General features: G+C 59.1%; 19 protein-coding genes. 1 reads left to right on the top strand and 18 read right to left on the bottom strand.

Annotated features, from left to right (window positions below; genetic code table 11):
• Positions 1-3: 3 nt before the first annotated feature.
• The 18 genes from J0L98_RS02755 to J0L98_RS02670 form a co-directional block, all read right to left on the bottom strand.
• Complete coding sequence (locus J0L98_RS02755; protein ID WP_296409915.1) at positions 4-1,092, bottom strand: glycosyltransferase family 4 protein; 1,089 nt, start codon at positions 1,090-1,092, stop codon at positions 4-6.
• The gene (locus J0L98_RS02750; protein WP_296409914.1) at positions 1,082-2,110 is read right to left on the bottom strand and encodes a transglutaminase-like domain-containing protein; all 1,029 of its coding nucleotides are present in this window, start codon (positions 2,108-2,110) and stop codon (positions 1,082-1,084) included. Before J0L98_RS02750 ends, J0L98_RS02755 begins: the two co-directional genes overlap by 11 nt.
• Positions 2,107-3,423: a nucleotide sugar dehydrogenase gene (locus J0L98_RS02745; protein ID WP_296409913.1), complete on the bottom strand. Its 1,317-nt coding sequence runs from the start codon at positions 3,421-3,423 to the stop codon at positions 2,107-2,109. Before J0L98_RS02745 ends, J0L98_RS02750 begins: the two co-directional genes overlap by 4 nt.
• Complete coding sequence (locus J0L98_RS02740; RefSeq protein WP_296409912.1) at positions 3,420-4,637, bottom strand: TIGR03087 family PEP-CTERM/XrtA system glycosyltransferase; 1,218 nt, start codon at positions 4,635-4,637, stop codon at positions 3,420-3,422. The genes J0L98_RS02745 and J0L98_RS02740 overlap by 4 nt, the downstream gene beginning before the upstream one ends.
• Entirely contained in the window at positions 4,634-6,562 is a 1,929-nt protein-coding gene (gene asnB, locus J0L98_RS02735; RefSeq protein WP_296409911.1) for an asparagine synthase (glutamine-hydrolyzing), read from the bottom strand. Before asnB ends, J0L98_RS02740 begins: the two co-directional genes overlap by 4 nt.
• A gap of 9 nt (positions 6,563-6,571) precedes the next feature.
• Positions 6,572-7,777, bottom strand: coding sequence for a TIGR04063 family PEP-CTERM/XrtA system glycosyltransferase (locus J0L98_RS02730; RefSeq protein ID WP_296409910.1), 1,206 nt, complete (start codon positions 7,775-7,777; stop codon positions 6,572-6,574).
• Positions 7,777-9,702 (bottom strand): XrtA/PEP-CTERM system amidotransferase, encoded by a 1,926-nt coding sequence (locus J0L98_RS02725; RefSeq protein WP_296409909.1) that lies wholly within the window; start codon positions 9,700-9,702, stop codon positions 7,777-7,779. The genes J0L98_RS02730 and J0L98_RS02725 overlap by 1 nt, the downstream gene beginning before the upstream one ends.
• Before the next feature lie 38 nt (positions 9,703-9,740).
• Positions 9,741-10,904: a TIGR03088 family PEP-CTERM/XrtA system glycosyltransferase gene (locus J0L98_RS02720; RefSeq protein WP_296409908.1), complete on the bottom strand. Its 1,164-nt coding sequence runs from the start codon at positions 10,902-10,904 to the stop codon at positions 9,741-9,743.
• On the bottom strand, positions 10,901-12,472 hold the full coding sequence (gene xrtA / locus J0L98_RS02715) for an exosortase A (RefSeq protein WP_296409906.1): 1,572 nt from the start codon (positions 12,470-12,472) through the stop codon (positions 10,901-10,903). The genes J0L98_RS02720 and xrtA overlap by 4 nt, the downstream gene beginning before the upstream one ends.
• A 39-nt stretch (positions 12,473-12,511) precedes the next feature.
• Positions 12,512-13,549: a FemAB family XrtA/PEP-CTERM system-associated protein gene (locus tag J0L98_RS02710; protein ID WP_296409949.1), complete on the bottom strand. Its 1,038-nt coding sequence runs from the start codon at positions 13,547-13,549 to the stop codon at positions 12,512-12,514.
• A gap of 10 nt (positions 13,550-13,559) precedes the next feature.
• Positions 13,560-14,429 carry an XrtA system polysaccharide deacetylase gene (locus J0L98_RS02705; protein WP_296409905.1) on the bottom strand — a complete coding sequence of 290 codons (870 nt, stop codon included), beginning with the start codon at positions 14,427-14,429 and terminating at the stop codon, positions 13,560-13,562.
• Positions 14,426-15,496 carry an XrtA/PEP-CTERM system-associated ATPase gene (locus J0L98_RS02700; RefSeq protein ID WP_296409904.1) on the bottom strand — a complete coding sequence of 357 codons (1,071 nt, stop codon included), beginning with the start codon at positions 15,494-15,496 and terminating at the stop codon, positions 14,426-14,428. The genes J0L98_RS02705 and J0L98_RS02700 overlap by 4 nt, the downstream gene beginning before the upstream one ends.
• Before the next feature lie 8 nt (positions 15,497-15,504).
• The gene (locus J0L98_RS02695) at positions 15,505-17,079 is read right to left on the bottom strand and encodes a TIGR03016 family PEP-CTERM system-associated outer membrane protein (RefSeq protein ID WP_296409902.1); all 1,575 of its coding nucleotides are present in this window, start codon (positions 17,077-17,079) and stop codon (positions 15,505-15,507) included.
• Positions 17,076-18,047 (bottom strand): XrtA-associated tyrosine autokinase, encoded by a 972-nt coding sequence (locus J0L98_RS02690; protein ID WP_296409901.1) that lies wholly within the window; start codon positions 18,045-18,047, stop codon positions 17,076-17,078. Before J0L98_RS02690 ends, J0L98_RS02695 begins: the two co-directional genes overlap by 4 nt.
• A gap of 9 nt (positions 18,048-18,056) precedes the next feature.
• Complete coding sequence (locus J0L98_RS02685; RefSeq protein ID WP_296409900.1) at positions 18,057-19,616, bottom strand: XrtA system polysaccharide chain length determinant; 1,560 nt, start codon at positions 19,614-19,616, stop codon at positions 18,057-18,059.
• 59 nt (positions 19,617-19,675) lie between these two features.
• Positions 19,676-20,281 (bottom strand): XrtA/PEP-CTERM system exopolysaccharide export protein, encoded by a 606-nt coding sequence (locus J0L98_RS02680; protein ID WP_296409899.1) that lies wholly within the window; start codon positions 20,279-20,281, stop codon positions 19,676-19,678.
• 201 nt (positions 20,282-20,482) lie between these two features.
• Positions 20,483-21,775, bottom strand: a complete 1,293-nt coding sequence (locus tag J0L98_RS02675) for a DUF1302 family protein (protein WP_296409898.1) — start codon at positions 21,773-21,775, stop codon at positions 20,483-20,485.
• Between the two features lie 25 nt (positions 21,776-21,800).
• The gene (locus J0L98_RS02670; RefSeq protein ID WP_296409897.1) at positions 21,801-22,547 is read right to left on the bottom strand and encodes an ABC transporter ATP-binding protein; all 747 of its coding nucleotides are present in this window, start codon (positions 22,545-22,547) and stop codon (positions 21,801-21,803) included.
• 42 nt (positions 22,548-22,589) lie between these two features.
• On the opposite strand from J0L98_RS02670, the gene J0L98_RS02665 reads away from it, so the two are divergent.
• Positions 22,590-23,372 (top strand): outer membrane lipoprotein-sorting protein, encoded by a 783-nt coding sequence (locus J0L98_RS02665; protein ID WP_296409895.1) that lies wholly within the window; start codon positions 22,590-22,592, stop codon positions 23,370-23,372.
• Positions 23,373-23,375 lie beyond the last annotated feature (3 nt).

Here is a 23,375-nt window from a genome sequence, read left to right as displayed (position 1 = left end):
TGGTCAGCGGACCGGCGTGTCGAGGACACTCCGGTACACAGCGAGCCATTGTTCTTTCACATGGGGCCAGGCGTAAGCCCGGGCTTCAGTCTGCCCGGCCTCCACGAGGCGATTTACCAAAGCAGAATCACCCAGCAGCCGGCAAATGCACGCGGCCATCGCCGCATCATCTCCCGGACGAACCAGCAAGGCCGTACGATCATGGATGGCAATGTAGGGGATACCGCCCACATCGGTCGTCACCACAGGCACCCCGCTTCCGTATGCCTCCAGTATCGAGATGGGCATGTTGTCCACCGTGCTTGGATTCAGGGCAACATCTGCACTGGCATAGAGTTCCGGAATCTGGTCATTGTCGATCCGCCCGGCAAAGCGCACGCCGTCCGCCACCCCCAACCCCTGCGCCAGGGACTCGCATTTCGCCAGATCCGGCCCCGTCCCCGCGACGGTCAAGCGCGCTGCCGGATATTGTGATCGAACCCGTGCATAGGCACGAATCGCCGTAGGAATGTCGTAGATCGGCTCAAGGTTGCGAGTCACGATGAGGTGCGGTGCGTCGTTGGTAGTGTCTCTTTCCCGAGCCCGGAAGCGCGTGAGGTCCACAATGTTCGAGACAATCTGGGCCTGGAGCCCGAAGCGCGCAAACACATCCTTGAGAAACCCGGACGGTGTCACCAACCTATCCACCGCCCCCAACATCCTGACCACATAGGGTGTGGTCGACTGCAGGAAGGGTTCCGCGTTCCCTCCCCGGTAATTGACGATGATCTTCACCCCACGCAACCGACCGATTACCACCGCCGGCGCGGCAAACAGGTGCCAAGCCCAGCCTGAATTGGCGAAAATATGGAAAATCTGGTTGCGCCCCGCAGCCCGCCACAGGGTCCAGATATAGGGCAGCAGACGGGCGAAGGCTCGCAGCACGGGAATACCGCCCACCCAGGTCGGTCGGTACGGCGCGTTGGTGCGTACCAGCTCCATCGGAATACCCTCCGACTCCATCAGACGCACCAATTGACGACATTGATTCGCCATCCCGCCGGACGGCGGTGGCAGGGGGCCGACGACAGCGACCCGGGGCTCAACGGCCATGAAATGCCCTTCCACCCTTGGACGGATGCAGCTTTAGCGCAATGCCGATTGCCAGGGCCATGATCAGCAGGCCCGCAGCAAGCTTTCCCATGAGCAGCAATCGCTCCTTGAGTTCGAGCATGCGGGCAATCTCGGCGGAGCTTGCAGGTGTCTCAACAATCCGCATTCTGGGCTGGACGCCTTCAGCAATAGCCGCAAGTTGCCCCGCATGGCGGGAAATCCTGCCAAGCATGTCGACAGCCGGATTGGCATCGGTCGTAAAAACGTGATTTCCCCACCACAGATACCATTGGTCCATTCCCTTACGGTAATAGGCCACGGCCTTCTCGGGAATCACGAAACCCACCCGGGCCGCCGGATTGAACTGGGCGATCCGCGCCATGGGGCGCTCACCGCGCAAAGACGCCCTGAACTCCAGTGCCGACAGCGCCTCACCCGACTCGGGATCCAAGAAGACGTAGTTATTGAAGATGTCGAGCGCACGCCACTTGTTTGCCTTGTCGTCCCAGACCTCATTAAAAATGTGTCCGTTCCCTCCATACCCATCAAAGGAAAAACTCCACTGACGGGTCGCGATACCGCTGGCGTAGGCCATTGCCGTAAAAACGTCTGCGAAATCGCCACAATAGCCCTCCCCGCGCTCAACTATCCGGGTATAGCTCTCCTCAAGGCCCTTCATGATCGCGCCCTTGTCCTCCAGCTTCACCTGCAGGCTGCGACCCAAGGCCTGAGCGCGGACCCATGAACCCTCAAGCTTGAACTCCGGGCGATCAGTCAAGCGCTGAAAGAACTCGCTCGGCTTATGCTGTTCAAACCGGAAATCGGACGGTGCCTGTTGAGGCGACCACTCCGCCCCGGCAGCACTAACCGTGCCGTCGAGCACCAGCGCATTGCGCAGACGTACGGCCTCGCTGCTGGGTACCGCCTGGGACAACACCCAGGCGACAAGCAGCAGCAACACTGCCAAGTCCAGCTTCAACAACCGGACCAGCCAGACGCGCCGTCGTGAAGCACTCACCAGCAGAGTCCTTCCACCTCGCCCTGCAGCTTCAGATCCGCCGGCAAACCCACCAAGTCAAGAACGTATTGACCCGGCTTCACCGTCTCGGCCAGGGTCTTGAAAATTTCCGCCGTCGCAAGGCCGACCACAAGCACCTCCGATTCGGCAACCACATCGGCAAGATGCGGCTTCATCAGCGCACCGAGGTGAGGTACATGCTGCTCGATGAAACGGCGGTTGGCCCCAAGCAGGCGGGAAAGATGGACCTCGGGGTCGTAGATGGAGAGCTGGATGCCCTTGCCGACGAGTTGCTCCGCGAGCGCCACCAAGGGGCTTTCACGCAAATCATCCGTACCTGTCTTGAACGACAAGCCAACGAAACCGATCTTCCGCTTGCCGGTTTCCAGCAGCTTGGTGATGGAGAGGTCCACATGACTGCGGTTGGACGCCATGATACCGGCGAGCATGGGAATATCAACGTCGTGAGTCTTGGCAAGGTAGGTGGTGGCACGCAGATCCTTGGGCAGGCAGGAGCCGCCGAAGGCATACCCCGGACGCAGGTAAGCGCGGGAAATGTTCAGCTGCGTATCCTGACAGACGAGATCCATCACTTCGAACGGGTTTACACCCAGGGCCTCACAGAGACGCGCGGTCTCGTTGGCGAAAGTGATCTTGAGAGCGTGAAAGTTGTTGCAGCAATACTTCATCATCTCGGCGGACCGTACCGAAGTACGCAGGAACTTGCACGGGAGATGACCAAACAGTTGCTGAAGCCGCTCGATAGGATAGTCGTGATTTGCGCCGACCACCGTAAAGGGCGGTTTGTCGTAATCGCGGATCGAAGACCCTTCCCTCAAGAATTCGGGCTGGAAGCAGAGGTGAAAACCTTCACCATCCTTTTTGCCGGAACCTGCTTCGATGATCGGACGAAGGGTTTCTTCAACCGTACCGGGCACCAGGGTGGAGCGGAACACCACCACATGAGGCTCTGCCTTCTCGCGGAGAGCCATTCCCACACTTTCGGCAAGGCGCAGCACAGCCCCTTGATCCTGACTACCGTTCAAGGCCGAGGGCGTTCCCACGCAAACCAGGGAAATGTCACTGGCGAGCACGGCTGCGACCACATCGGTGGTGACGGTGACCCGGCCACTCGCCACCGTGGCCTGCATCAGATCGACCATGCCCTCTTCCACCACCGGCGTCTTGCCTTCACGGATCAGATCCAGCTTGGTGGGGTCGATATCCACCCCAATCACCTCGTGACCATCTCGAGCCAGACAGGCCAGCGAGACGGCGCCCACGTAACCGAGGCCAAAAATGCTGATCTTCATGTTTGTTGTCCCTTGTTCTCGTGAAACTGTTGAATGCAGCGAGTGATGATCTTGTCCAGCCGGTCCATGGAGCGAGGCCAGGCATGGTTGCTCAGCATGCGCGCCCGCCCTGCGTCTGCAAGACGCCGGCGCTCGTCGTCATCGGAGCACACCCGAAGAACTTGCCGAGCATAGTCGTCGGGAGTTTCCGCGACGAGGAAATGCTTCTCGGATTCCGCATCGACACCGCCCGCCGCAACGCGGCTCGTGACGACCGGCACACCCATGGCCATCGCCTCAAGGATCTTGTTCTGGGTACCGCGGGCAATATTGAGGGGGGCAACCATCAGCGCCGAGGCGCGCACGTGAGGGCGGACGTCCGGTACCGAACCGGTCACCGTCACGCCATCCAGCTCAGCGAGCTTCCACACTGCCGGCGATGGGTCGGCACCGACGATCAGCAGCTTCAGGCTCGGGCGAACGGCCTTCAGCCGTGGCCAGACATCCCGACAAAACCGGAACATGCACTCCTGGTTCGGGTAGTAATCCATCCGCCCGATGAAACTGATCGTGTCGCGATCATATGACACAGTCTCATCCGGACAAAAAAACTCAGCATCAACCCCGTTCGGGAACCAGTCGGAAACCAGCCCTGTGCTGTAGCTCTCAAGCGTTTCCCATTCGGCCCGGGTTGTTGCCGTACCCATATCGAAGCTACGGGCCAGCCGCTTTTCGGCGGCAAGCATCTTGAGCCCTTCAAGACGATAGCCCCACGACAAGGGCCAAGGCTTGTAATTCGCGTACTCAAGCCATTTCTGGGAGTCCATGTCGCCGTAGTCCAGTATCTTGGGGACGTCGCGCACATGGGCAACGTACTGGGCGACCGATGAGCAGTGTACAAAGATCAGATCCCACTTCCGGCTCGACAACAACTGGTTGACCTTCCGCTGCAGGTCCGGGCAATAGAAGAACCCCATGGACGAGGGCGTCAGCGACGGCAGGCGGGCAACCATCCGCAAGACCTGGACCGGGTTGCTCACCATTCCCATTTCAAAGCCTGCGCAATGGGGGGCGATCCCCCTCCCCTCCTCCGCCTCCGCCTCGGAACGGGCCAGCGAACAGACTGTTACTTGGTGCCCATTGCTGCTGAGGTGGCGAACCATGTTGAAGGGACGGATCTTCCCGCCCCGCTTGGGGGGATACGGAAAACGGTGACAAACGTAAAGGATGTTCATTGAATGTAGCTCTTCAACTCGGCGGCAACATCGCCGGGCTCACGTCGGTCGAGATAGATACGGCTCCAGATTTCAAGATTCATCAAGGACAGCAGCGCATCCGTACCATCACTGCGGTTGGCTTCATGATCGTTCATGAGCCCCGCTATCACTTCATGGCGGAACAGGCCCCGTTGCGCCACGACCCGGGGCGATAGCAGTTCCTTGAGGACAGGGGCAAGTTCGCGCTTGAGCCACGCCCCCATCGGCGTGCCAAAACCGCGTTTCTTGCGATCGAGTATGTCAGCGGGCAGGAGATCGCTGAGGGAGTCCTTCATCAGGTGCTTGAGGCGCCCACCCTTGACCTTGATCGAAGCTGGCATGGCGGCCGCAAGCTCCACAAGCTCGTGATCGAGCAAGGGAACCCGACATTCCAAGGATACTGCCATGCTCATCTTGTCGGTCAGCAACAGCAGATCGTCAGGCAGCTGTGTTTCCGCATCCACGGCAAACATGCGGTTCAAGTCATCCTGGCTCCCCGCCGCCGCGAAGGCCTGCGAGAGGGAATCCGCCGCAAATGCTGCCGAAGGTGCGCACAACAGGCTGTTCACTGTCTCACGGCCCAGAACCTGGAGGTAGCTGCGATAACGCTCATCCGGGCTCATCTCGGCCGTGGCGATGAAACCCTTTGCCAATCGCAGGGTGTTCAGCAACCCGGAATGCCGATCACTAGGCAGGCGTCGCGCCACGCTGGACATCAATCCTCGAACGACACCAGGGAGCTGCTGGAAACGCTGGGCATAGTGCCCACCCAGGTAACGCCGATAGCCTCCGAACAGCTCGTCTCCACCCACGCCGGAGAGGATCACTTTCACGTCCTTGCGTGCAAATTCCGAGACCAGAAAGGTCGTGATGAACGCTGTATCGGCAATGGGCTCATCCATGTGCCACAAGAGCTTCGGCAACAGATCCACCACATCCGGCTTGACCACGATCTCATGGTGCTCCGTGCCAAAAAGCCGTGAAACCTGCCGAGCGTAAGGCAACTCGTTGTAGAGGGTTTCCGCCTCGCCCCCTTCGAACCCAATGGCATAGGTGCGGATGGGCTGGTCCGAATGGCGGGCCATCAGCCCGACGACTGCACTGGAATCAACACCGCCCGAAAGGAAGGCACCAATCGGAACATCGCTGACCATCTGCATGCGCACCGACTCTTCTATCCGCGCACGTACCCGTTCCCGCCATTCGGCTTCCGACAACGAACGATCAATCCCCGCTGGCAGGCGCCAGTAACGCCATTCCTTTACTTCGCCATTCTCGATGGAGAGCAGCGTTGCGGGAGGCAATTTGCGAATCCCCTTGAACATGGACCCCGGCGCGGCCACATAACCAAGATGCAGATAGCCGGGAAGTTGAGCCGTGTCCAGCTCGACGCTCACCCCGGGCAAGGCAAGCAAGGCCTTTGCCTCGGTGGCAAACGCCAGGCGATGGGCATCCTGGAGCACGTAGAGCGGCTTTACACCGATTCGGTCACGACCAATCAGCAGCCGGCGACGGCGGCGGTCCCAAAGGGCAAAGTCGAACATGCCATTGAGGCGGAGGACGAAATCATCGCCAAAGGCATCGTAGGCATGGAGCAACACCTCGCTGTCGGAGCCGGTCTTGAACGTGAAGCCCATCCCCTGCAGTTCGGCCCTGAGTTCCCGAAAATTGTAGATCTCGCCATTACAGACAATCCAAACGCTGTCATCGGCGTTGGAGATGGGCTGGTGCCCCCCCGCCAGATCGATGATGGACAGCCTGCGCATCGCGATTCCGCAGGGGCCATCAACGTACTGACCTTCATCGTCCGGCCCCCGGTGGACGGTCCGGTCGCCCATGGCAGTGAGCATTGCAGGCTCAACCCGCAGCCCGTCAAATCGGTAAATCCCGTGAATTCCACACACAATGCCACCTCAAAGTTTGACGATTCGGCCGTAAGTGGCAAGCGCCCGCTGATACACACCCCGATAGCGGGAAATGCTGTTCGCCCAGGTCCGATCCACCTCCACAAAGTGGCGTGCCTGCATCCTGATGCGGGGCCAGTCCTCGCGCTTCGCGAGAACATCGTCTATCGACGTGGCCAAGGCATCGACGCTGCCGGCCTTGAAAAGAAAACCTGTCTCACCATCACGGATCAGCTCGCGATGACCGCCGACATCGGACGCGACGAACATCCTGCCCTGCGCCATGGCCTCAAGCGGCTTGAGTGGCGTCACAAGTTCGGTCAGCCGGATCGGGATGCGCGGATAAGCCAGCACATCGATCAACTCGTAGTAGCGCTGGATCTCGGAATGGGGAACCCGACCGGTGAAGATCACCCGGTCATCCAGCCCCAAGCGGGCGACCTGGGCCTTCAGGCTGGCCTCCTGCGGCCCGCCCCCCACAAGCAAGACCCGTAGATCGGGATACCTGCCCACCAGCCTATGGGCTGCATCAATCAGCAGATCCAGCCCCTCGTACCCGTAGAACGAGCCGGCAAAGCCCAGCACGGTCTTTCCGGTCACGCCGAGCCGGGCCTGATAGGACGGGTCCGGCTCGGCGCCGAATGTGAAGGTTGCCACATCCACCGCGTTCGGAATCACCGTGATCTTGCTGTCCGGTACACCCCGGCTCCGAATGTCGCCCCGCAGGCCTTCGCAGATCGTCGTGACCTGATCGGCCCGCCGAAGGGCGAAGCTCTCCAGCGCCCTGGAAATGCGGTAACGCAGGCTTCCCTCCGTAGTCGTGCCGTGATCGACCGCTGCGTCCTCCCAGGAGGCCCGCATCTCGTAGACCACAGGTATCCGGTGCTTGCGCCCCACCCAAAGAGCCGGCAAGGCGTTGAGCACCGGGGAATGAGGATGAATGACATCCGGCCGGAGTTGCATGACGAGCTCGTCGAGCCGACGGGCCGTCAGCTGCATCTGGGCCACTAGCCCTTCGTTGCCATCGCTCGGGGTGCGATGGAAATGCCAGCCATCCGCCTCCTGCTCAAGGGCGTCACCCGTGCCCTGCTTGGGCGTGGTCAGATGATAGGTCTCCCAGCCCAGGCGGCGCTGTTCCCGTAGGATAGAAACCGTGCGGAAGGCATAGCCGCTATGCAAGGGCAGGGAGTGATCGAGAACGTGAAGGATACGCATCAAGCCGCCCTCATTGCTGGAACACTACCCGTGACGGCCTGACAATTGCGCAGGAAAGCCTCAAACATGAGCAGTGTCCACAGCGGCGCACTGTAATCACGGCTCCCATTCTGATGGGCGTCCACGAGATGCCTGAGATACGCCGGATCGAACATGCCGGTCGCCGCCAGGATCTCTCCGGTCAGGGCACTACGCACCCTTTCCCTGAGGGGGCCACGGAACCAGTTGGCCAGCGGCACGGCAAACCCCATCTTGGGGCGATAGAGCACATCATTGGGCAGCATGGGCTCCATCGCCTTCTTGAACAGGTACTTGCCTTCCTGGCCCTGGATCTTGTGGGTGCTCGGAAGGCTGGCCAGCCATTCGACCAAGGGATGGTCCATGAGGGGCTCACGGACTTCCAGCGAATGGGCCATGCTCGCCCGGTCTACCTTGGTGTTGATGTCACCCACCAGGTAAGTCTTGATGTCCAGATACTGGATGAGCGCCAACGGATCGTCGGTACCGACGTTCGCGGCATGGCGCCGAAATACCTCCAACGCGTTGTAGCCCGCCAGACGGCGTTGAAAATCCGGCGAGAAAAGCTGCGCACGCATATCGCCCCGCAGGATGGAGACGGAGTGAAAGTAAGCCTCGACCGAATCCCGGCCGAGCGCCTGAAAGGTGGTCTTCGCACGAAAGACGCGGGGCGCCCAGTCAGCCTTTGGATAGACCTTCCCGAGAAGTGCGAACACCGGCTTGCGCACCCCCAGGGGAAGAGCACCGCGCATCTTCTCTTCCATCATGTGGAAACGATAGCGGCGGTAGCCCCCCATGTTCTCATCCCCCCCGTCACCCGACAGAGCCACGGTCACGTGCTTGCGGGCGAGCTGGCATACCCGGTAGGTGGGGATCGCCGAACTGTCGGCGTAGGGCTCGTCATACAGGGCCGCCAGCGTATCGATCAGATCGAAGTCATCGGACTGAACGGTTTCAACCCGATGATTGGTCTTGTAACGGTCGGCCACCATCTGGGCAAACGCCGACTCGTTGAACGCCGGATCTTCAAAGGCGATGGAACAGGTATTAACGGGCTCTGATGACAGGCCGGCCATGGTCGCCACCACGGCACTGGAGTCCACCCCGCCAGACAGAAAAGCCCCCAGGGGCACCTCGGCGACCATGCGCAGACGCACCGACTCGCGCAGGCGTTCGACCATTTCGGCCTGCGCGTCGGCAAGGGACACTTTATTGTCGAGGGTGAAACGCACGTCCCAGTAGGGCTTGGGCTCCGGAACGGGCTGGCCGTGACGAATGCACAGGGAGAATCCGGGCTCAAGCTTGCGGGCACCTGAAAAGATGGTACGTGGCTCAGCCACATAGCCAAGAGCAAAGTACTCTTCGACCGCCAGGGGGTCCATGCTTCGGTCAAGGCCAGGATGCTGCATCAGCACCTTCAGCTCGGATCCGAACATCAGGGTGCCATCGTCCAGAATCGCGTAATACATGGGCTTGACGCCCATCCGGTCGCGGGCCATGAAGAAGGTCTGGCGGTTGCGATCCCACAGGGCGAACGCAAACATGCCACGGAAGCGCTCCACGCATGCCTCCCCCCAGGACTCCCAGGCATGGACGATCACTTCGGTGTCGCTGCGGGTGTGGAAGCGATGGCCAAGGGCGGTGAGTTCGGGAATCAGCTCCTGGAAGTTGTAGATCTCTCCGTTGAAGACCACGACCACCGACTCATCTTCGTTGAACAGGGGCTGCTGCCCGCTTGAAATGTCGATGATGGAAAGACGTCGGTGCGCCAGCGCGACCCCCGCCTCAAAGTGATATCCGCTCTCGTCCGGCCCACGGTGAAGCTGGATGTCGTTCATGCGCTGCATGAGTTCGCGCGGGAAGGTCTGTTTCGCTCGTGTATCGAAAAGTCCGGCAATGCCGCACATAGTTGCTAACCCTTATTCCGTCGTCTTGCCCGGGCAAGTCAATTTGAAAGTCCCGACAGGGATTGATACAAACCTGCGTACTGCCCCACCATGCCATCAATGCTGAAGAACGTTTCGACGCGCTTGCGTCCTGCCCTACCCTGCTCGGCAGCGAGTTCGCGCCGGATCAGGTAAGGCTCAAGTGCGCCGGCCAGCGAATCCGCATCCTGAGGAGGGACCAGCACACCGGTCACCCCGTCCTCGACCAGCTCTCCACTGCCACCGACCGCGGTCGCAACGACCGGCAGGCCGGCCGCCATTGCCTCAAGGATGGTGTTGGAAATCCCCTCAGCTTTGGAGGGAAGCACAAAACAATCGAACCCCGACATGACATTCGGCACGTCACCCCGCTCGCCGGACAACCAGACGTGACCATCGACACACTCCCGGGAAATTTCTGCCTCAAGCACTTTCCGGAGCGGCCCCTCACCGACGAGGATCAGCCGGGCAAGCGCTGCCAGTTCCGGCTGACGCCGGATGAGCAGGACGAAGGCCCGAAGCAGATTCATCTGGTCCTTCACCTCCTGCAGACGCCCGACCGTGCCAAAGACGTAGAACTTCGGATCGTTGAACGGAGACCCTGCAATCGCGGCCCTCTGGAGCCCTCGCGGCACAAAGCGCGTCAGATCCACGCCATTGCAGATCCGGGTAACACGTCCTCCGGGAACCCCGATGGCATCGCGCAGATAGGACTCAAGATGTCCGGAGAGCGCGATGTAGTGGGTCACAAAAGGGCGGTGCAGGCGACGGATCAGACGATAGGTCGGGTTGGTCCCGTCCGGATCGGTAACGTCCCAGCCGTGCTCGCCGTGAATCCGCACGGGAACGCCTGCCAACCAAGCCGGCAGAGTCGTCTCAAGCGCAGCGAGATTGCGGGTATGGACAACATCCGGGCGATATTTGCGAAACAGGCGAAAGAGCGCCGGAAACAATCTGATGCTGTGCCCGGGGGGTTTGTGCAATGCGACAAATTCTACATCCGGGCGGCTTACTCGGGCGCAGAACACGGGGTCACATTTTGTCAGAGCCACGACCACGTGCCGAAAGCGGCGCACATCAAGTCGATTGATCAGATTGACCACACCATTCTCCAGCCCGCCGACGGCGAAGCTGAATACCACGTGCATCACGAGGAGGCGTCCATCCTTGCTTGAAGCGCTCATTTCGGGGCCGGCTGCACGGTCTTCGCAATCATGTCGAGGAGCGCCGGCCCGTTCGCCTGATGGAAGGCCTGGAGCGTCGACGCAGCGGCAGTCAGATCATCTGCCGTCGCCCAAACTGCAATAAAAACAGAGGTATCCGGGTGACCCTGCAAGCGCTCCAGCACCAGCAACGACTTGGCAAGGTAATCATTGGTAACGAGACGCCCATTTATCCAGTATCCCGACCACACCAGTGCCCTGATCGACTCCCGCGCCATACTGGTCGCCATCCAATGCCCTGCACCGGAATCAGCCCCCCGACTTTGAGTCAGACGGTTCCAGTGCGGGTCGTTCGGCAGCAACAAGGCATTCTGGCTCTGCACCAATTCATGACCTGGCCGCTGATCGGCATAACTTGCCACGTAAACCGACACGACCTGCTTGCCATTCGCGTAGTGGCGAAGACTGTCCTCCCGATAGCCCATGAAAGACGGCTTGAAACTGACGGGCGGAGCAGCAAGCTCACGCCAAGGTGCAGCGACCGCCAGCGCAGGTATGGGCGAAGCTGTCGCCGGATGCAGTGCCTCGGAGCTTTCGAGATGATGCAAAACCAGTGGTGCAACAGCAACGGCCAGTGCCAAGGGAACGAGCCGGACAAGACCTGAGCGCGCCACGCCCACCTTCACCGGAGGCCGCTTTCGAGCCGCTTCCACCGGGTCGAGATCCTCACGCCAATGCCCCCCAATCCAGAACATCAGCATGATGACAATGCCAAAGAACAGCCACCCGTACAAAATATGGTCAACGCCCGTAGCGATTCGATTGTCGCTGAGGAAACCCAGCATGACGATCATGTAGGCACGCAACCAATTTGCAACGACCGGAACAACAATTGCCGCAACCAAGAAAAGCAGGCGCCGGTGAAGCGAGCGGTAACTCAGGTAAGCGTACAGGGTACCCACCATCAGGGAAGCCATCAGGTAGCGAACTCCACTGCATGCCTCTACCACCGACCAGCGTCCATTGGGAACAACGAAGTGGAGCCCTTCCTGATAGACGGGGACACCGGAAAGACGGACTGCCGAGACCGTAAACTCAGCCGTGTAATCCATCATCACCGGCAGCAGGAACTCCCCGATCGGAACCCCGAAAAGCAGGAACAGAATAGGGAAGGCCAGAGGGCGGGCGAGTTGAAAACCGAGCACACCTACCAAACTGAAGATGAGGATGAAGGCCAGAGCCGCATGCGTTACGGAAGCAACACTGGCCAGCTCTCCGAGCAACCAGCCAAAGCCAGCGGCGAGGATCGGCAAGGCCATCACCGGGGCAGTCCCAATTTGCAGTCCGATCAGGCGATCCCTGTTGCGCCAAACCAGCCAGCCAGAGATCGGCAGCACCAGAAGTCCGTGGGCAAAGGTCTCGGACCGCCACCAGATGGAGAACACCTCCTGGGCGGTACCTGAATACCATGCAACAACCCACGCCAAGACGGCTGCCATGACTGAAGACACCCGCAAGATAGGGCTCATTGAGTTTTCCTGTTGTTTATGCGGCATGGACACGTCGACTGCCATCAGCAGGGTTGGCACTTGGCGACGAACGACATGTTCATGGTATCGAGCAAGTGTCTATCCGAGATTACGCACAAGCGTCGGACCAAGACGGTTGGCCACTCCGATCGGCAAGCGTCGCCACAAGGCAATGAAGGCACGGTACTTCGGATTCAGGGGATTGTTCTGGGGTATGGCGTCCCGTTTGAAAAGACGGTACTCGTAAGACAGGGGCTGCGGCTCGAACCCCCAGTTCTTCTTGAAACTAAAGGGTCCGGTACCCGCCTTGCTGCGGCCGTAGTCGAAGATGCGGCAACCCCGGTTGCAGGCGTGACGCATCAACTCCCAGTACTTGAAATCATTGGCGGCCAGATCCCGCGCAGCCAGATCGTCTCCCGCGTAGTACGGAAGGATTTCCTCACGAAAATAGAAACTCAGCACACTCGACAACGGCTTGCCATCAGCGGTGGAAACCGTAAGGATGTCGCAGTCCTTACCGAAAACCGACAACAGCGTCTGGAAAAATCTCTTGGACAATGCTGGCGTACCGTGGCGCAACACATTGTCGGAGTACAGGGCAAAGAAGCGATCCGGCGTGGGGTCGAAAGTCGCCATCAAGCCGTTCTTGATGCCCTTTCGGACCATCGCACGCTGCTTGCGCGGAATCGCCGCCATATTCGCGTCTTCGTCCGGGAAGATCTCCTTGCGGAAGGTGAAATAGACCTCCTGCCGCGGCCAATCCACGTGTCGGGCGCCGAGATTCCGGTATTCGAGATGCTGGACGCCGATCTTGCGGGCCAGCTCCTCCGCCGCCGCCTCAAGGGCCGCCACAGCCTCCGCATCGTCTCCTGCAATCCCGCCATAAACGGCAAACGGCAGGGATGTCAGGGCATGGCCAAACAGCCGGCTTTTCACCTCCGCCAGCGGAAGGACAGCCACGACCCTGTTGTCACGCTCGGCGAACAGATAGTGCGTGTTGTGCCGGAACACGTCCCGCATGATCCCTCTCCACTCGATCCGGTGAAAGAAGGTTGCACTGGGGCAAGCGAACACGAACTCGTTCCAGCGTACAGAGTCAGCCTCTGCGAATGGACGCACTTTGACTACAGAAACCATGCCGGGAACCCTAAACAGACTGACTTGCCGCAGGCAGAAACACATCGTCCATCCTGCCCCAGGAAAAATCCTGGAGAAGGCGCTGAAGACGTGCCTCGGTCTGCGCGAGATTGACGTAATGCCGGAATCGCGCCTTGGCAGAAGCCTCACGCACGACCGGCTGCCCGGGATCAATCTCCCAAGGATGGAAATAGAAGATGGCGGGTTTTCGGTCTTCCTGGTTAACTTTCCGGATACCCCAAGCCGAAACAGGGTAAGGCAGCAAGCGGAAGTACCCTCCTCCGCCAACTGGCCAGTTGCGTCCGAAACGCCTCACCGTGGTGATGGGGATTTCGACAAGCCTCGCGCCAACCGCGTAAGGGAAACGCGGTGCATCAGGCACGCCGTAATGGTCATGCTTTACCGGATAGACACTGGAACTATAGGCATAGCCTGCCTCCTCGATGCAGCCATGAGCCCAGGGATTTGACAGCCCGACCGAGAAACTGGGCGCCCGATACCCCCGCACCTCGCAGCTGGCCACATCCTCAAGCACTACTTTGGCAAGCTTGATATCGGCTAGAAAAGCCTCCGGTGACTGGTCGCTGGCCCGCTCGTGGGCATAGCCATGACTGGCCAGTTCATGCCCTTCGGCAGCGATTCGTCTCACCAACGCGGGATATCGCTCCGCAATCCAGCCCAATGTGAAGAAGGTGCCCCTGGCACCGCGCTCCGCAAGAATCGCAAGAATACGCTCCACGTTCCGCTCCACTCGGCACGGAGTAGAGTTCCAAACATCCTTAGGAAAATGGGATGCCAAGGCGGAAACCTGGAAGTAGTCCTCCACATCGATGGTCAGGGCATTTGTGACGTTTCCTCCGTCATCTCGCGATACGGTCATTTGCTGGCAACCTCTTTCCCTTCTCCGTCAATGCGCTGCTCAGCAGCACCAATTAACTGACTGAGAGCGTTCAGGGTAGTGGAGAGAGTCCGCTCAAGGAGGGCCAGACGGTCCTCAAAGCGGCTCGTGTCATAGCCGGCCCCCAAACCGGCAAGGGTCCGTGATGCCTCCGGATCAGCCAGCAGGCGTAGAAGATGGCCCCCGGAATGGACCTGATCAGGCACGGCTGTTTCGGTCTGATGCGCTAAAGGCACAACCTGTTCCTCGCTCATCTCGGCTGCGACTTGCTCCACGAGCTCCACCGAAACCTGGTGCTTGTCAGACAAAAATGCAGCCAGCATTATTCGGTCGCAAAGGGCATTGATGCGACGGGGAATCCCCTGGCTATGATTGAATATCCCCTTCAGGGCCTCCGCTTCGAAAGCCGGGTTACCCTTCCAGCCAACACATCCAAGACGATGCTCCACGTAGGCCTGGGTTTCCGCCACGTCCAAGGGGCCGAGGTGATATGACGCAATGACACGCTGACGCAACTGCACCATTTCAGGACTTTGCATGATGCTTCTGAATTCGGGCTGCCCGACCAGAAAACTCTGCAGCAGGGCATGATCTTCCAGCTGAAAGTTGGAAAGCATCCGCAGTTCTTCGACCGCACGTTGGGTCAGGTTCTGCGCCTCATCAACGATCAGCAGCGCACGCTTGCCGGCTGCAGTGGTTGATACGAGAAACGCTTCGATCGCCAGTAGCAAATCACTCTTCGAAAGATGCTTGCTCGGTATTCCGAAGGCAGCCGCAACCAGCCGAAGTATGTCATCAGCATCTATCTGTGTGCTCACCAGGTTGGCGGCAACGATCCTGCTGGGGTCGAGCTTCTCAAGCAGGCTACGCACCAGTAGTGTCTTACCAGCGCCGACCTCACCAGTCACGACAATAAAGCCCTCATTCTGGTGAAGCCCATACTCCAAATAAGCCATCGCCCTGCGATGACCTCGGCTACCATAAAAAAAGGACGGGTCCGGGTTCAACTGAAAGGGTTTTCCGCGCAGACCGAAATAAGCTTCGTACATGAGCGCCCTCAGAACCTTACGGAAACCGAACCGATGATGGCATTCTCGGAATAGGAGCTAGTTCCTTTGCCCTCGCTGTTGCGAATCTGCAGTGAGCCATCGGCCTTGGGCGTGAACTGAGTCATCACGCCGGCATAGATGCGGCGCGTCCGGTTGCTCAGATCCAAACTTGAGGCGGTACTGACGCTGTCCTGATGACTGCGCACCAGTGTCAGGCCGATGTTTGCCGAAGTGACGGGCGTAAGCAGACGCGTAAGACTCACCGTACCACTGATGTCGGTTATCCGCGAGTTCGATGCAAAATCCCCGGTCAAGGCAAAATCCTGATTGGTCAGCGTGGAGCGCTCGGACCGATAAACGGAAAACTGGAGGGTATTCCTGGGGCCCGTCACCATCATATCCAGATTGATTCGTCGATCCAGAAAGACTCCGTTCGAGAGCACAGCCTGACTCACTCCCAGACGATTGGGAAGTCCCCGCTCCGCGATGTAGGAGCGCACGAAGGCATCCCTCTCAGCGAAATCCGGGAAGCGTGCAGCGGTCATGGCCATCAGAAGGCCATAAGTATCCAGCTGAGCACTCGAGCTCAGGGATTGATTCGTGGAACTCGCATCCTTGGAGTAGCGCGCCGAAACGATATAGCGCCCGCTCTGGTGACTGGCGCTCATCAAGTAGCCTGGGCCGAAGAAGCGATCCTCCCAGAGCCCCGAAAACTTCGTCTGGGGGCTTGCCATCCAGTCCAGGGCAACACCGGTGATGGTGGAGCGTTCGCTGTCGACCGTCCGGTAGTTATTGGCTTCCGACCCAACGATGAGACGCATCTGAAGCTGGGGATCAATCTGAAGCAGGGCGCTTCCGCGAACTGAATTGCTATTCAGATCACGCCGATCAGTTGCCTCAATGGCACTATCAACGGCGACCACCGACCATCCGATTCTGCCAAACGCCTTCGGGTCGGAAACATTCGCCGACAGCGTTCGACTCTGCAACTTCTGGAAGGTACTTGAGGAAGTATCGGTATCTGACAGGGTGTAGCGCAATTCAGCCTTACCGGTAGAGGCGAATCGGCCTGTGAGATAGGGACTGACAACGATATTCCGAACACTGGTCTGATTGGACCGCCCGGTAACGCCATCTCCGGACTGCACGCCGAGACTTGACAGCGCTTCCTGGGAAACCGAAGCCTGCAGATCAACAAAAGCCAGATTTTCCCAGGCCGTCACCTTCCCGTCTCCACGCAGGGTCAGATAACCCCGGCTCAGATCCGAGTCACGCCCATACAGCGACGCATTGAACGCTGCCTGCAGATTTCCCTTGACTCGCGCCCCATCGGATCTCATCGCAACGCTCGGGCTGATCGTCGTGATCCAGTCACCTTTGGCCTCAGAACCACTGCGTAGCTGAACGTTGTCGGTGATGGTCTCCGTTACACGGACAGCAGTCTGGAAGATTGGCGCCATTGCCTGCACCTGTGTCTTTTCCTGCACTTGGGAAAAGGCCGGGCCGGCAAACGCAGCGGACAATGCAGCAAAACATAGGCTCGGCAAGGAGCCAGGACAACAGGCAGAGTGACGGAGCTTCACGCGCCCTCCCTCGGCCCCTGACCATAGCCATAGCCATAACCGTAGCCGTAGCCGTAGCCATAGGAACCACCACTGGTTTGCTGTGCCTTGTTCAGAAGCATCAATCTGACCGGACAAGTGTCGATGGTACCCAGCGCCTGCTTGACAGCAGCCTGCGTGGTGCGATTGGACTCAACAACCATCACTATCTGCCCCATATGGGTGGCAAGCACACGGGATTCCGTGGTCACCAGAAGCGGCGGGGAGTCGAATACGATGATCCGATCTGAATAGCGGTCGGCAAGCTCCGCCAAAAGATGATTCATCGCATCGCTGGCCAGCAATTCGGTTGCCCGCGGATGAGGCGTCCCGGCGGGAAGGATGCTGAGCTTTTCAATATTCGTCTTGAGAAGCACATCGCCCAAATGCATGTCATTGGAGGTCAGTACATCCATCAGCCCCTTGCGTGGCGCCAGACCTAGAATATTGAGAACGGACGGACGGGAGACATCCGCGTCGATCAGGAGCACGGTGTGGTCCAGCTCCATGGCCATGCTGATCGCGAGGTTGATGGAACTGAAGCTCTTCCCCTCACCAGGAAGGGAGCTCGTGACCATGATCAAGTTCGCGTTCTTGACCGCAGCAGCCCCTTTGCCCTGAACGTTGCGCAGCAGGGGGCGCTTGACGATACGGAATTCGTCCCCAATCAAGGAACGCGGGGCGTTGGGTGTAACGATTCCAATCGAATGGAGGCGATCAAGATCAATGTCAACAAAACGATCCGGACTTTGCGCACGGGATACGGCAGCTGCCGGTACTGCCGAAGCGGGCTGCTCAGTCACTGCCGCAGCCGGTGGCGGCGCCTGGGTTGAGGTTGGCGCGGCCGCCGGCGCCTGGTCGGAAGGCTCCTGACGCTCGGCGGTATCGCCGTTACCGGCAGCTCGCTGGAGTTGCTCGAGCCGCTCGACGGCCTTTTCAATAATGCTCATATCTGCCCCTCAAGCCATTCTGGCCAGCATCAACCAGACCGTCATTGCGCCAAACAGCCCCACCAGGGCTCCCACCCCACCCAGAAACGCGATCTTGCCCCGACGCTGATTTCGCGCCCGGTCAGGATCGGCAATCATGCTGACAGCACCAAGCACCGCAAGCCCCGTCACGTCCCGCAGCACGTTTGTGTCCGAGAAAGTCGGACGGATCTGACTGATCAGGAAACTGATCGCAGCCCCCATCAGCAAGGCAGCAAGGCCAGCAGCCGGCATCAACAACAGCCGATTCGGCGCGGCAGGCTTGTTCGGCACCGTCGGCGGGTCGATCAGGCGGAAGTCAGCCACACCGGATGTAGCCCCCATCTCGACGGCCATCGTGGCGGACTCACGACGCGCAACCAGTTGATCATAGTTGCGCTTGTTGACATCGTAGTCCCGGTTAAGCTGTGTGTATTCAGCCTCGATCTGCGGCAGCATGCGCGATGCCGCCGACAGCGACTGGACACGGCTCTCGTACTCTGCAACCCGCGCACGCAAGGACGCCACATTCGCCTCAGCCTCGGCAAGGGACATCTTGAGTTGCTGGTAAACAGGGTTGGAACCTGCCGAGCTCGACATGCCGGTAGGTGCTGTCTTCCGGCGATTCTGGATCTCCTGGATCTTCTGCGCTTCGAGTGTCTCGATGGTCTTGCGGGTTCCGACAACGTCCGGATGTTGGTCGGTGTAGCGCTGCAGCAAACCATCCAGCGTCTTTTTCAGCGCTTCGATACGTCCGTCGAGTTCGGGCACCGACACCGCCGCCAGCGACGCGCTGCTGACATTATCAGGCAGCAGGATGGGCTCCTCTCCAACGATCTGGCGCTTCAGGGCATCACGGGAGTTCTCCGCTTCACGCAAGGCCAGACGGGCTTGACCGAGCTGCTCGTTGGCTTCGTTCATCTTGGCGAAGTAATCCCGCCCGCCAGATCCGACGGTGGTCAGATTACGCAGCTTGTACTCCTTGAGCCGGTTCTCGGCTTCCTCAAGCTTCTGCTCGTAAGACTTGATCTGCTCTTCGATGAACTTACGGGCAGTGTCTGAATCCTTGCGTTTGTCGCCGAGTCCGGATTCGACGAACATGGACACCATGGACTGAACGACACGCTTGGCACGCTCCGCATCCGTATCCGTATAAGCCAGCGTATAGAGGTTGTCGCGACCGGCAACCCGGATCTCAAGTGACTTCGTGACACCGAGAATGAGCGCTTCGCGCTCTTCCTTGGTCTTGACTGTCAGATCGAGATCGGCCATTCGGATCAGCTTTTCCACATTGGGACGGCTGATCAGGGTTCGACTGAGAATGCTGATCTGCTGATCGACGTTGGGCTGGACGGCAAGCCCGGACATCAGGGGCTTGAGGATCGATTGGGTATCCACATAGACCCGCGCCGAGGACTCATAACGGTCAGGCAGCAAGTAAACCGTCGCGGCAGCGATCGGGCCGACAATCCATGCCGCAGCCAAGCCCCACCAGCGATAGAGCCACATGCCGCGGAGGATCACCGACAGCTGTCTTAGTATGTCTTCCATTGGGAGATTCCGAAGGCGGCTCCCCGGGATGCCCCGGGGAGGAAATCAAGAAGAATGGGTCAAAACCAGCTTTGGGGAATGATCAGGACATCGCCCGGCTTGAGCTCGACGTTCGCAGAGACGTCGCCACGCTTGATGAGGTCTCGGAGACGAACCGAATACTGCTTGCTTCCCTCTGACGTACGCAACAGCGTTGCCCGATTTCCGTCGGCAAAATCGGTGATGCCGCCGACCGCAATCATGAGGTCAAGCAGCGTCATCTTCTGCTTGAACGGGAGCGTCATCGGACGAGCCGCCTCGCCAACAACCCGAACCTGCTCCGAATAGGGGCCGACAAAGGAAGTGACGATGACGGTCACGACCGGATCACGAATGTACTTGGCAAGCGCTTTTTCGATCTCGCGGGCCAGCGTGGACGCGTCACGCCCAGCAGCCGGAAGATCCTCCACCAGCGGCGTGGTGATCCGACCATCAGGGCGCACGGGAACCTGCATGGACAGTTCGGGATTTCGCCACACGACGATATTGACGGAATCACCGGGCCCGATCAGGTAGTTGTATTCGGCATTCGAGGCGGAAGCCGGCGCCGCGGGATGAGGTGTCGCGCACCCGGTCAGTCCCGCTGCAAGGCAGGCCAGCGCACCAATCGTCAATAGTCGTTTCATAAAAAAACCTTTCCCTCAATTTGGCTCGTCTGCAGCCTTCTGATGATAACAAGCGGATATTACGGCAGCCCGAACACGGCTCTGGAGAAAAACGTCACGCCACCCCGCAATGGGCACATGGCGCAACGATTCGTAAACGAGAAAACCACCACGAACACCGGGATTCGTCATATTTGCGATGCAAACTGGAGCGAACAAACGTCAGAAGGACCAGCGTGCCTCGGTGTATACACGATCACGATCGTCATAGCGACCAAAGAGACCGCTAGGCTTTCCACCGAAGACATCTACACCGAACGTAACCTTCAGGTTCTTCGCTGCAGTCCATTTCAGCTTCGGCCTGAACATGAAATCCGTGCGATTCAGCATTGAAACCAGCAGAGCTTCGGTCTCCCATGCCTGGGTCACCCGGGTACCCAACAGGATGCTGGCTCCGCCCTCGGTACGATCCGTCCCGATGGATGGATCGTGGTTTGCCGCCCGACGGGCAAAATACTGGAGGTTGATCCGACCATCATTGAACGCGGGCACATCAACCCCGATGACGTAGTCGAGGGTGTCCTGCCGGACCAAGCCGTTTGGCGCCGCAGGGTCGGTCGAAAGGAACTGCCGTCCCCGCGTGTGCACCACTTCACCCTTCAGCACGAACTCACCAAAATCCTTCGCGACGGTTCCGCCCACCTGGGTGATCCGGTCATGCCGGGGCTCAAACTCATTCAATCCAACGACATAGAAGGTCTGGGCGACATCAAGACTACGGTAGTAAAAACCCGATACGTCCCACCCCCCGACAAGCCGGGAAAGACGCCCCCCCCAATTGGTGTTCCCTAGCGAGCTATCCGGCTTGACTTCACCACGAACGTTCGCTCCCCGAGGGAGCGGATAAAACTCCGCGCCTGGCTTGCCGATTCTGTCGTAGCTGGGCGAGGGAATCCAGACCAGCTCGGCATGGGTCTCGCCGAAATAGTACTCTGCACGCGCGGCCCACTGGGGAATGCGCAGTTGTTCGAAATCAGGTAGATAGAATGTCCTCAGATCCCTGGCGGAGACCACATCGGCAAAGAAGAGGCCGACCATCTCACCCCAAACGATGTGCTGCCGCCCAAGCCGGACATCCACATCACCCGCCGAGAAGTCCACGTAGGTTTCGCGAAGATCAAACTGATACTGCTGATCCCGACGCACGGCATCGGGATAGAAGCCGGAATCGATGGCGAAGACCGCATCCGCGTCAGCCCGCCCGGAAATCTTCCACTTGAAACCCGAACCGCTACCTTGGGCAGACAGTTCCGCACGGGACCGGGCCATCGACCAGTGTTCCCGGTCAGCATAGGTTCGCGCAAGATCAAACTGGAGAACACCCCCGGCCCTGGTTTTCCCGGCGGCGTCGAGATCAAGATCAAGATCATCGGTGGCTGCGGTAGCGGACCCAGCCGAGGCCAACATCGCCAAGGCCAAGGCAAGCAAAGTGGGCTTTGACCTGAAAAGATTCATCTATTCCTCTTGATAATGATTGCGATCAGATCTCAGGATCGTCTTCCGGCTTGCGTCGATCCTGAACAAACTTCCAGGCTCCGTCGCGCCGCAGGCCTAGCGCGGTGATCTGACCATCCTCCATCCTGACCAAACGATCAGCCCGGTTCATGACTCGCTTATCGTGGGTTGAAAACACGAAGGTAGTACCGTCGTTCTGGTTGAGATCCCGCATCAGATTGAGAATGCTCTCCCCGGTACGTCGGTCCAGATTGGCCGTCGGCTCGTCCGCCAGCACAACGCGCGAATGGGTCACCAGCGCCCTCGCAACCGCCACGCGCTGCCGCTGCCCGCCAGACAACTGATTTGGACGGTGATGGGCATACTTTGCCAACCCCACTTTCGACAGATAATGATTCACCCGCTCCCGCCGCTCCGGCGCCGATAGCTCAGGCATTTGCAGCAACGGGTACTCGACATTCTCGAAGGCTGAGAGCACCGGCAGGAGATTGAAGGTTTGAAAAATGAAACCGATTGTTCGTGCGCGTACATCAGCAAGATCGTCAGGGCTTTGTCCGGACACGTCCTTTCCTTCAATCTCGACGCGCCCCTTGCTTGGCGTATCAATGCACCCCATGATATTGAGCAATGTCGATTTACCGCTCCCGGACGGCCCGGCAATGGCCATGAAAACACCCTCTTCAACAGTCAACGACACCCCTTCCAGCGCAGTGACGTCCTGCTCGCCAAGTCGGTAGGTCTTGCTTAAATCGTCAACACGGATAATCGGCATTTGCGCACTGAACTATGTTGTTTGCTTTCCAAGGATAACACCATGAGCTTCAAGTTTTACCTGCCCGGCTTGCGCGCAACCAGCATTGCACTCATGGCTGCCTCAGTGATGGGGCTTTCCACCCCTGCACTGGCAGACGATGACGATACAGCCCGTACTGTGGTGGCCCGCTCCGACGAAGTGCGCTTCCCCCGAGATGGCTTTCAGGTTCTGATCACGATCGAGTCAACCACCCCGGGCGAGCCTGCTGAAGAAAGAAAGTACCGGATTCTCTCCAAGGGAAATGAAAACACGATCGTGCAGACCCTTGAACCCGCGACTGACCGCGGTCAGTCGATGCTCATGCGTGGTCGCGACCTCTGGATCTTCATGCCCAACATCTCCCAACCCGTACGTCTTTCCCTCGCCCAGCGGCTGACAGGCCAGGTTGCCAACGGCGACTTGGCACGAGCCAACTTCTCTGGTGACTATGAGCCGAAGATCTTGCGAACCGAGACCATTGACGGCGAGAAGATGTACGTTCTTGAACTGACTGCAGTCGACCGCGGCGTAACCTATGCAAAAGTCCTCTATTGGGTCAGACAATCGAACAACTGGCCTCACCGAGCCGAGTTCTACTCGCTCTCCGAGCGCCTCCTCAAGGTCGCACGTTACGAAAAATTCCAGAATCTGGGGGGGCGAGTCCGCCCCACCCAGCTCGTGATGGAGGATGCGCTCAAGAAGGGTGAAGTGTCAGTTCTGCGATATTCCCAAATGACGGCGAAGGATCTACCGGACCGGGTGTTCACCAAACAATACATGGACAAACTCAATCGGGTTGATTGAGCA

The sequence above is a fragment of the Zoogloea sp. genome (genome assembly GCF_017302315.1).
In the GTDB taxonomy this organism is placed as follows: domain Bacteria; phylum Pseudomonadota; class Gammaproteobacteria; order Burkholderiales; family Rhodocyclaceae; genus Zoogloea.
The sequence above is the reverse complement of the archived record's forward strand: the minus strand, read 5'-3'. Positions and strand labels throughout refer to the sequence as shown.

Bases quoted from the DNA above. Each gene is read 5' to 3' on its own strand.
- J0L98_RS02720 (WP_296409908.1), bottom strand. From the start codon at position 10,904: ATGAGCGCTTCAAGCAAGGATGGACGCCTCCTCGTGATGCACGTGGTA.
- J0L98_RS02685 (WP_296409900.1), bottom strand. From the start codon at position 19,616: ATGGAAGACATACTAAGACAGCTGTCGGTGATCCTCCGCGGCATGTGG.
- J0L98_RS02670 (WP_296409897.1), bottom strand. From the start codon at position 22,547: ATGCCGATTATCCGTGTTGACGATTTAAGCAAGACCTACCGACTTGGC.
- J0L98_RS02675 (WP_296409898.1), bottom strand. From the start codon at position 21,775: ATGAATCTTTTCAGGTCAAAGCCCACTTTGCTTGCCTTGGCCTTGGCG.
- J0L98_RS02755 (WP_296409915.1), bottom strand. From the start codon at position 1,092: ATGGCCGTTGAGCCCCGGGTCGCTGTCGTCGGCCCCCTGCCACCGCCG.
- J0L98_RS02710 (WP_296409949.1), bottom strand. From the start codon at position 13,549: ATGGTTTCTGTAGTCAAAGTGCGTCCATTCGCAGAGGCTGACTCTGTA.
- J0L98_RS02705 (WP_296409905.1), bottom strand. From the start codon at position 14,429: ATGACCGTATCGCGAGATGACGGAGGAAACGTCACAAATGCCCTGACC.
- J0L98_RS02690 (WP_296409901.1), bottom strand. From the start codon at position 18,047: ATGAGCATTATTGAAAAGGCCGTCGAGCGGCTCGAGCAACTCCAGCGA.
- J0L98_RS02700 (WP_296409904.1), bottom strand. From the start codon at position 15,496: ATGTACGAAGCTTATTTCGGTCTGCGCGGAAAACCCTTTCAGTTGAAC.
- J0L98_RS02665 (WP_296409895.1), top strand. From the start codon at position 22,590: ATGAGCTTCAAGTTTTACCTGCCCGGCTTGCGCGCAACCAGCATTGCA.
- J0L98_RS02680 (WP_296409899.1), bottom strand. From the start codon at position 20,281: ATGAAACGACTATTGACGATTGGTGCGCTGGCCTGCCTTGCAGCGGGA.
- J0L98_RS02725 (WP_296409909.1), bottom strand. From the start codon at position 9,702: ATGTGCGGCATTGCCGGACTTTTCGATACACGAGCGAAACAGACCTTC.
- J0L98_RS02745 (WP_296409913.1), bottom strand. From the start codon at position 3,423: ATGAAGATCAGCATTTTTGGCCTCGGTTACGTGGGCGCCGTCTCGCTG.
- J0L98_RS02740 (WP_296409912.1), bottom strand. From the start codon at position 4,637: ATGAACATCCTTTACGTTTGTCACCGTTTTCCGTATCCCCCCAAGCGG.
- J0L98_RS02730 (WP_296409910.1), bottom strand. From the start codon at position 7,777: ATGCGTATCCTTCACGTTCTCGATCACTCCCTGCCCTTGCATAGCGGC.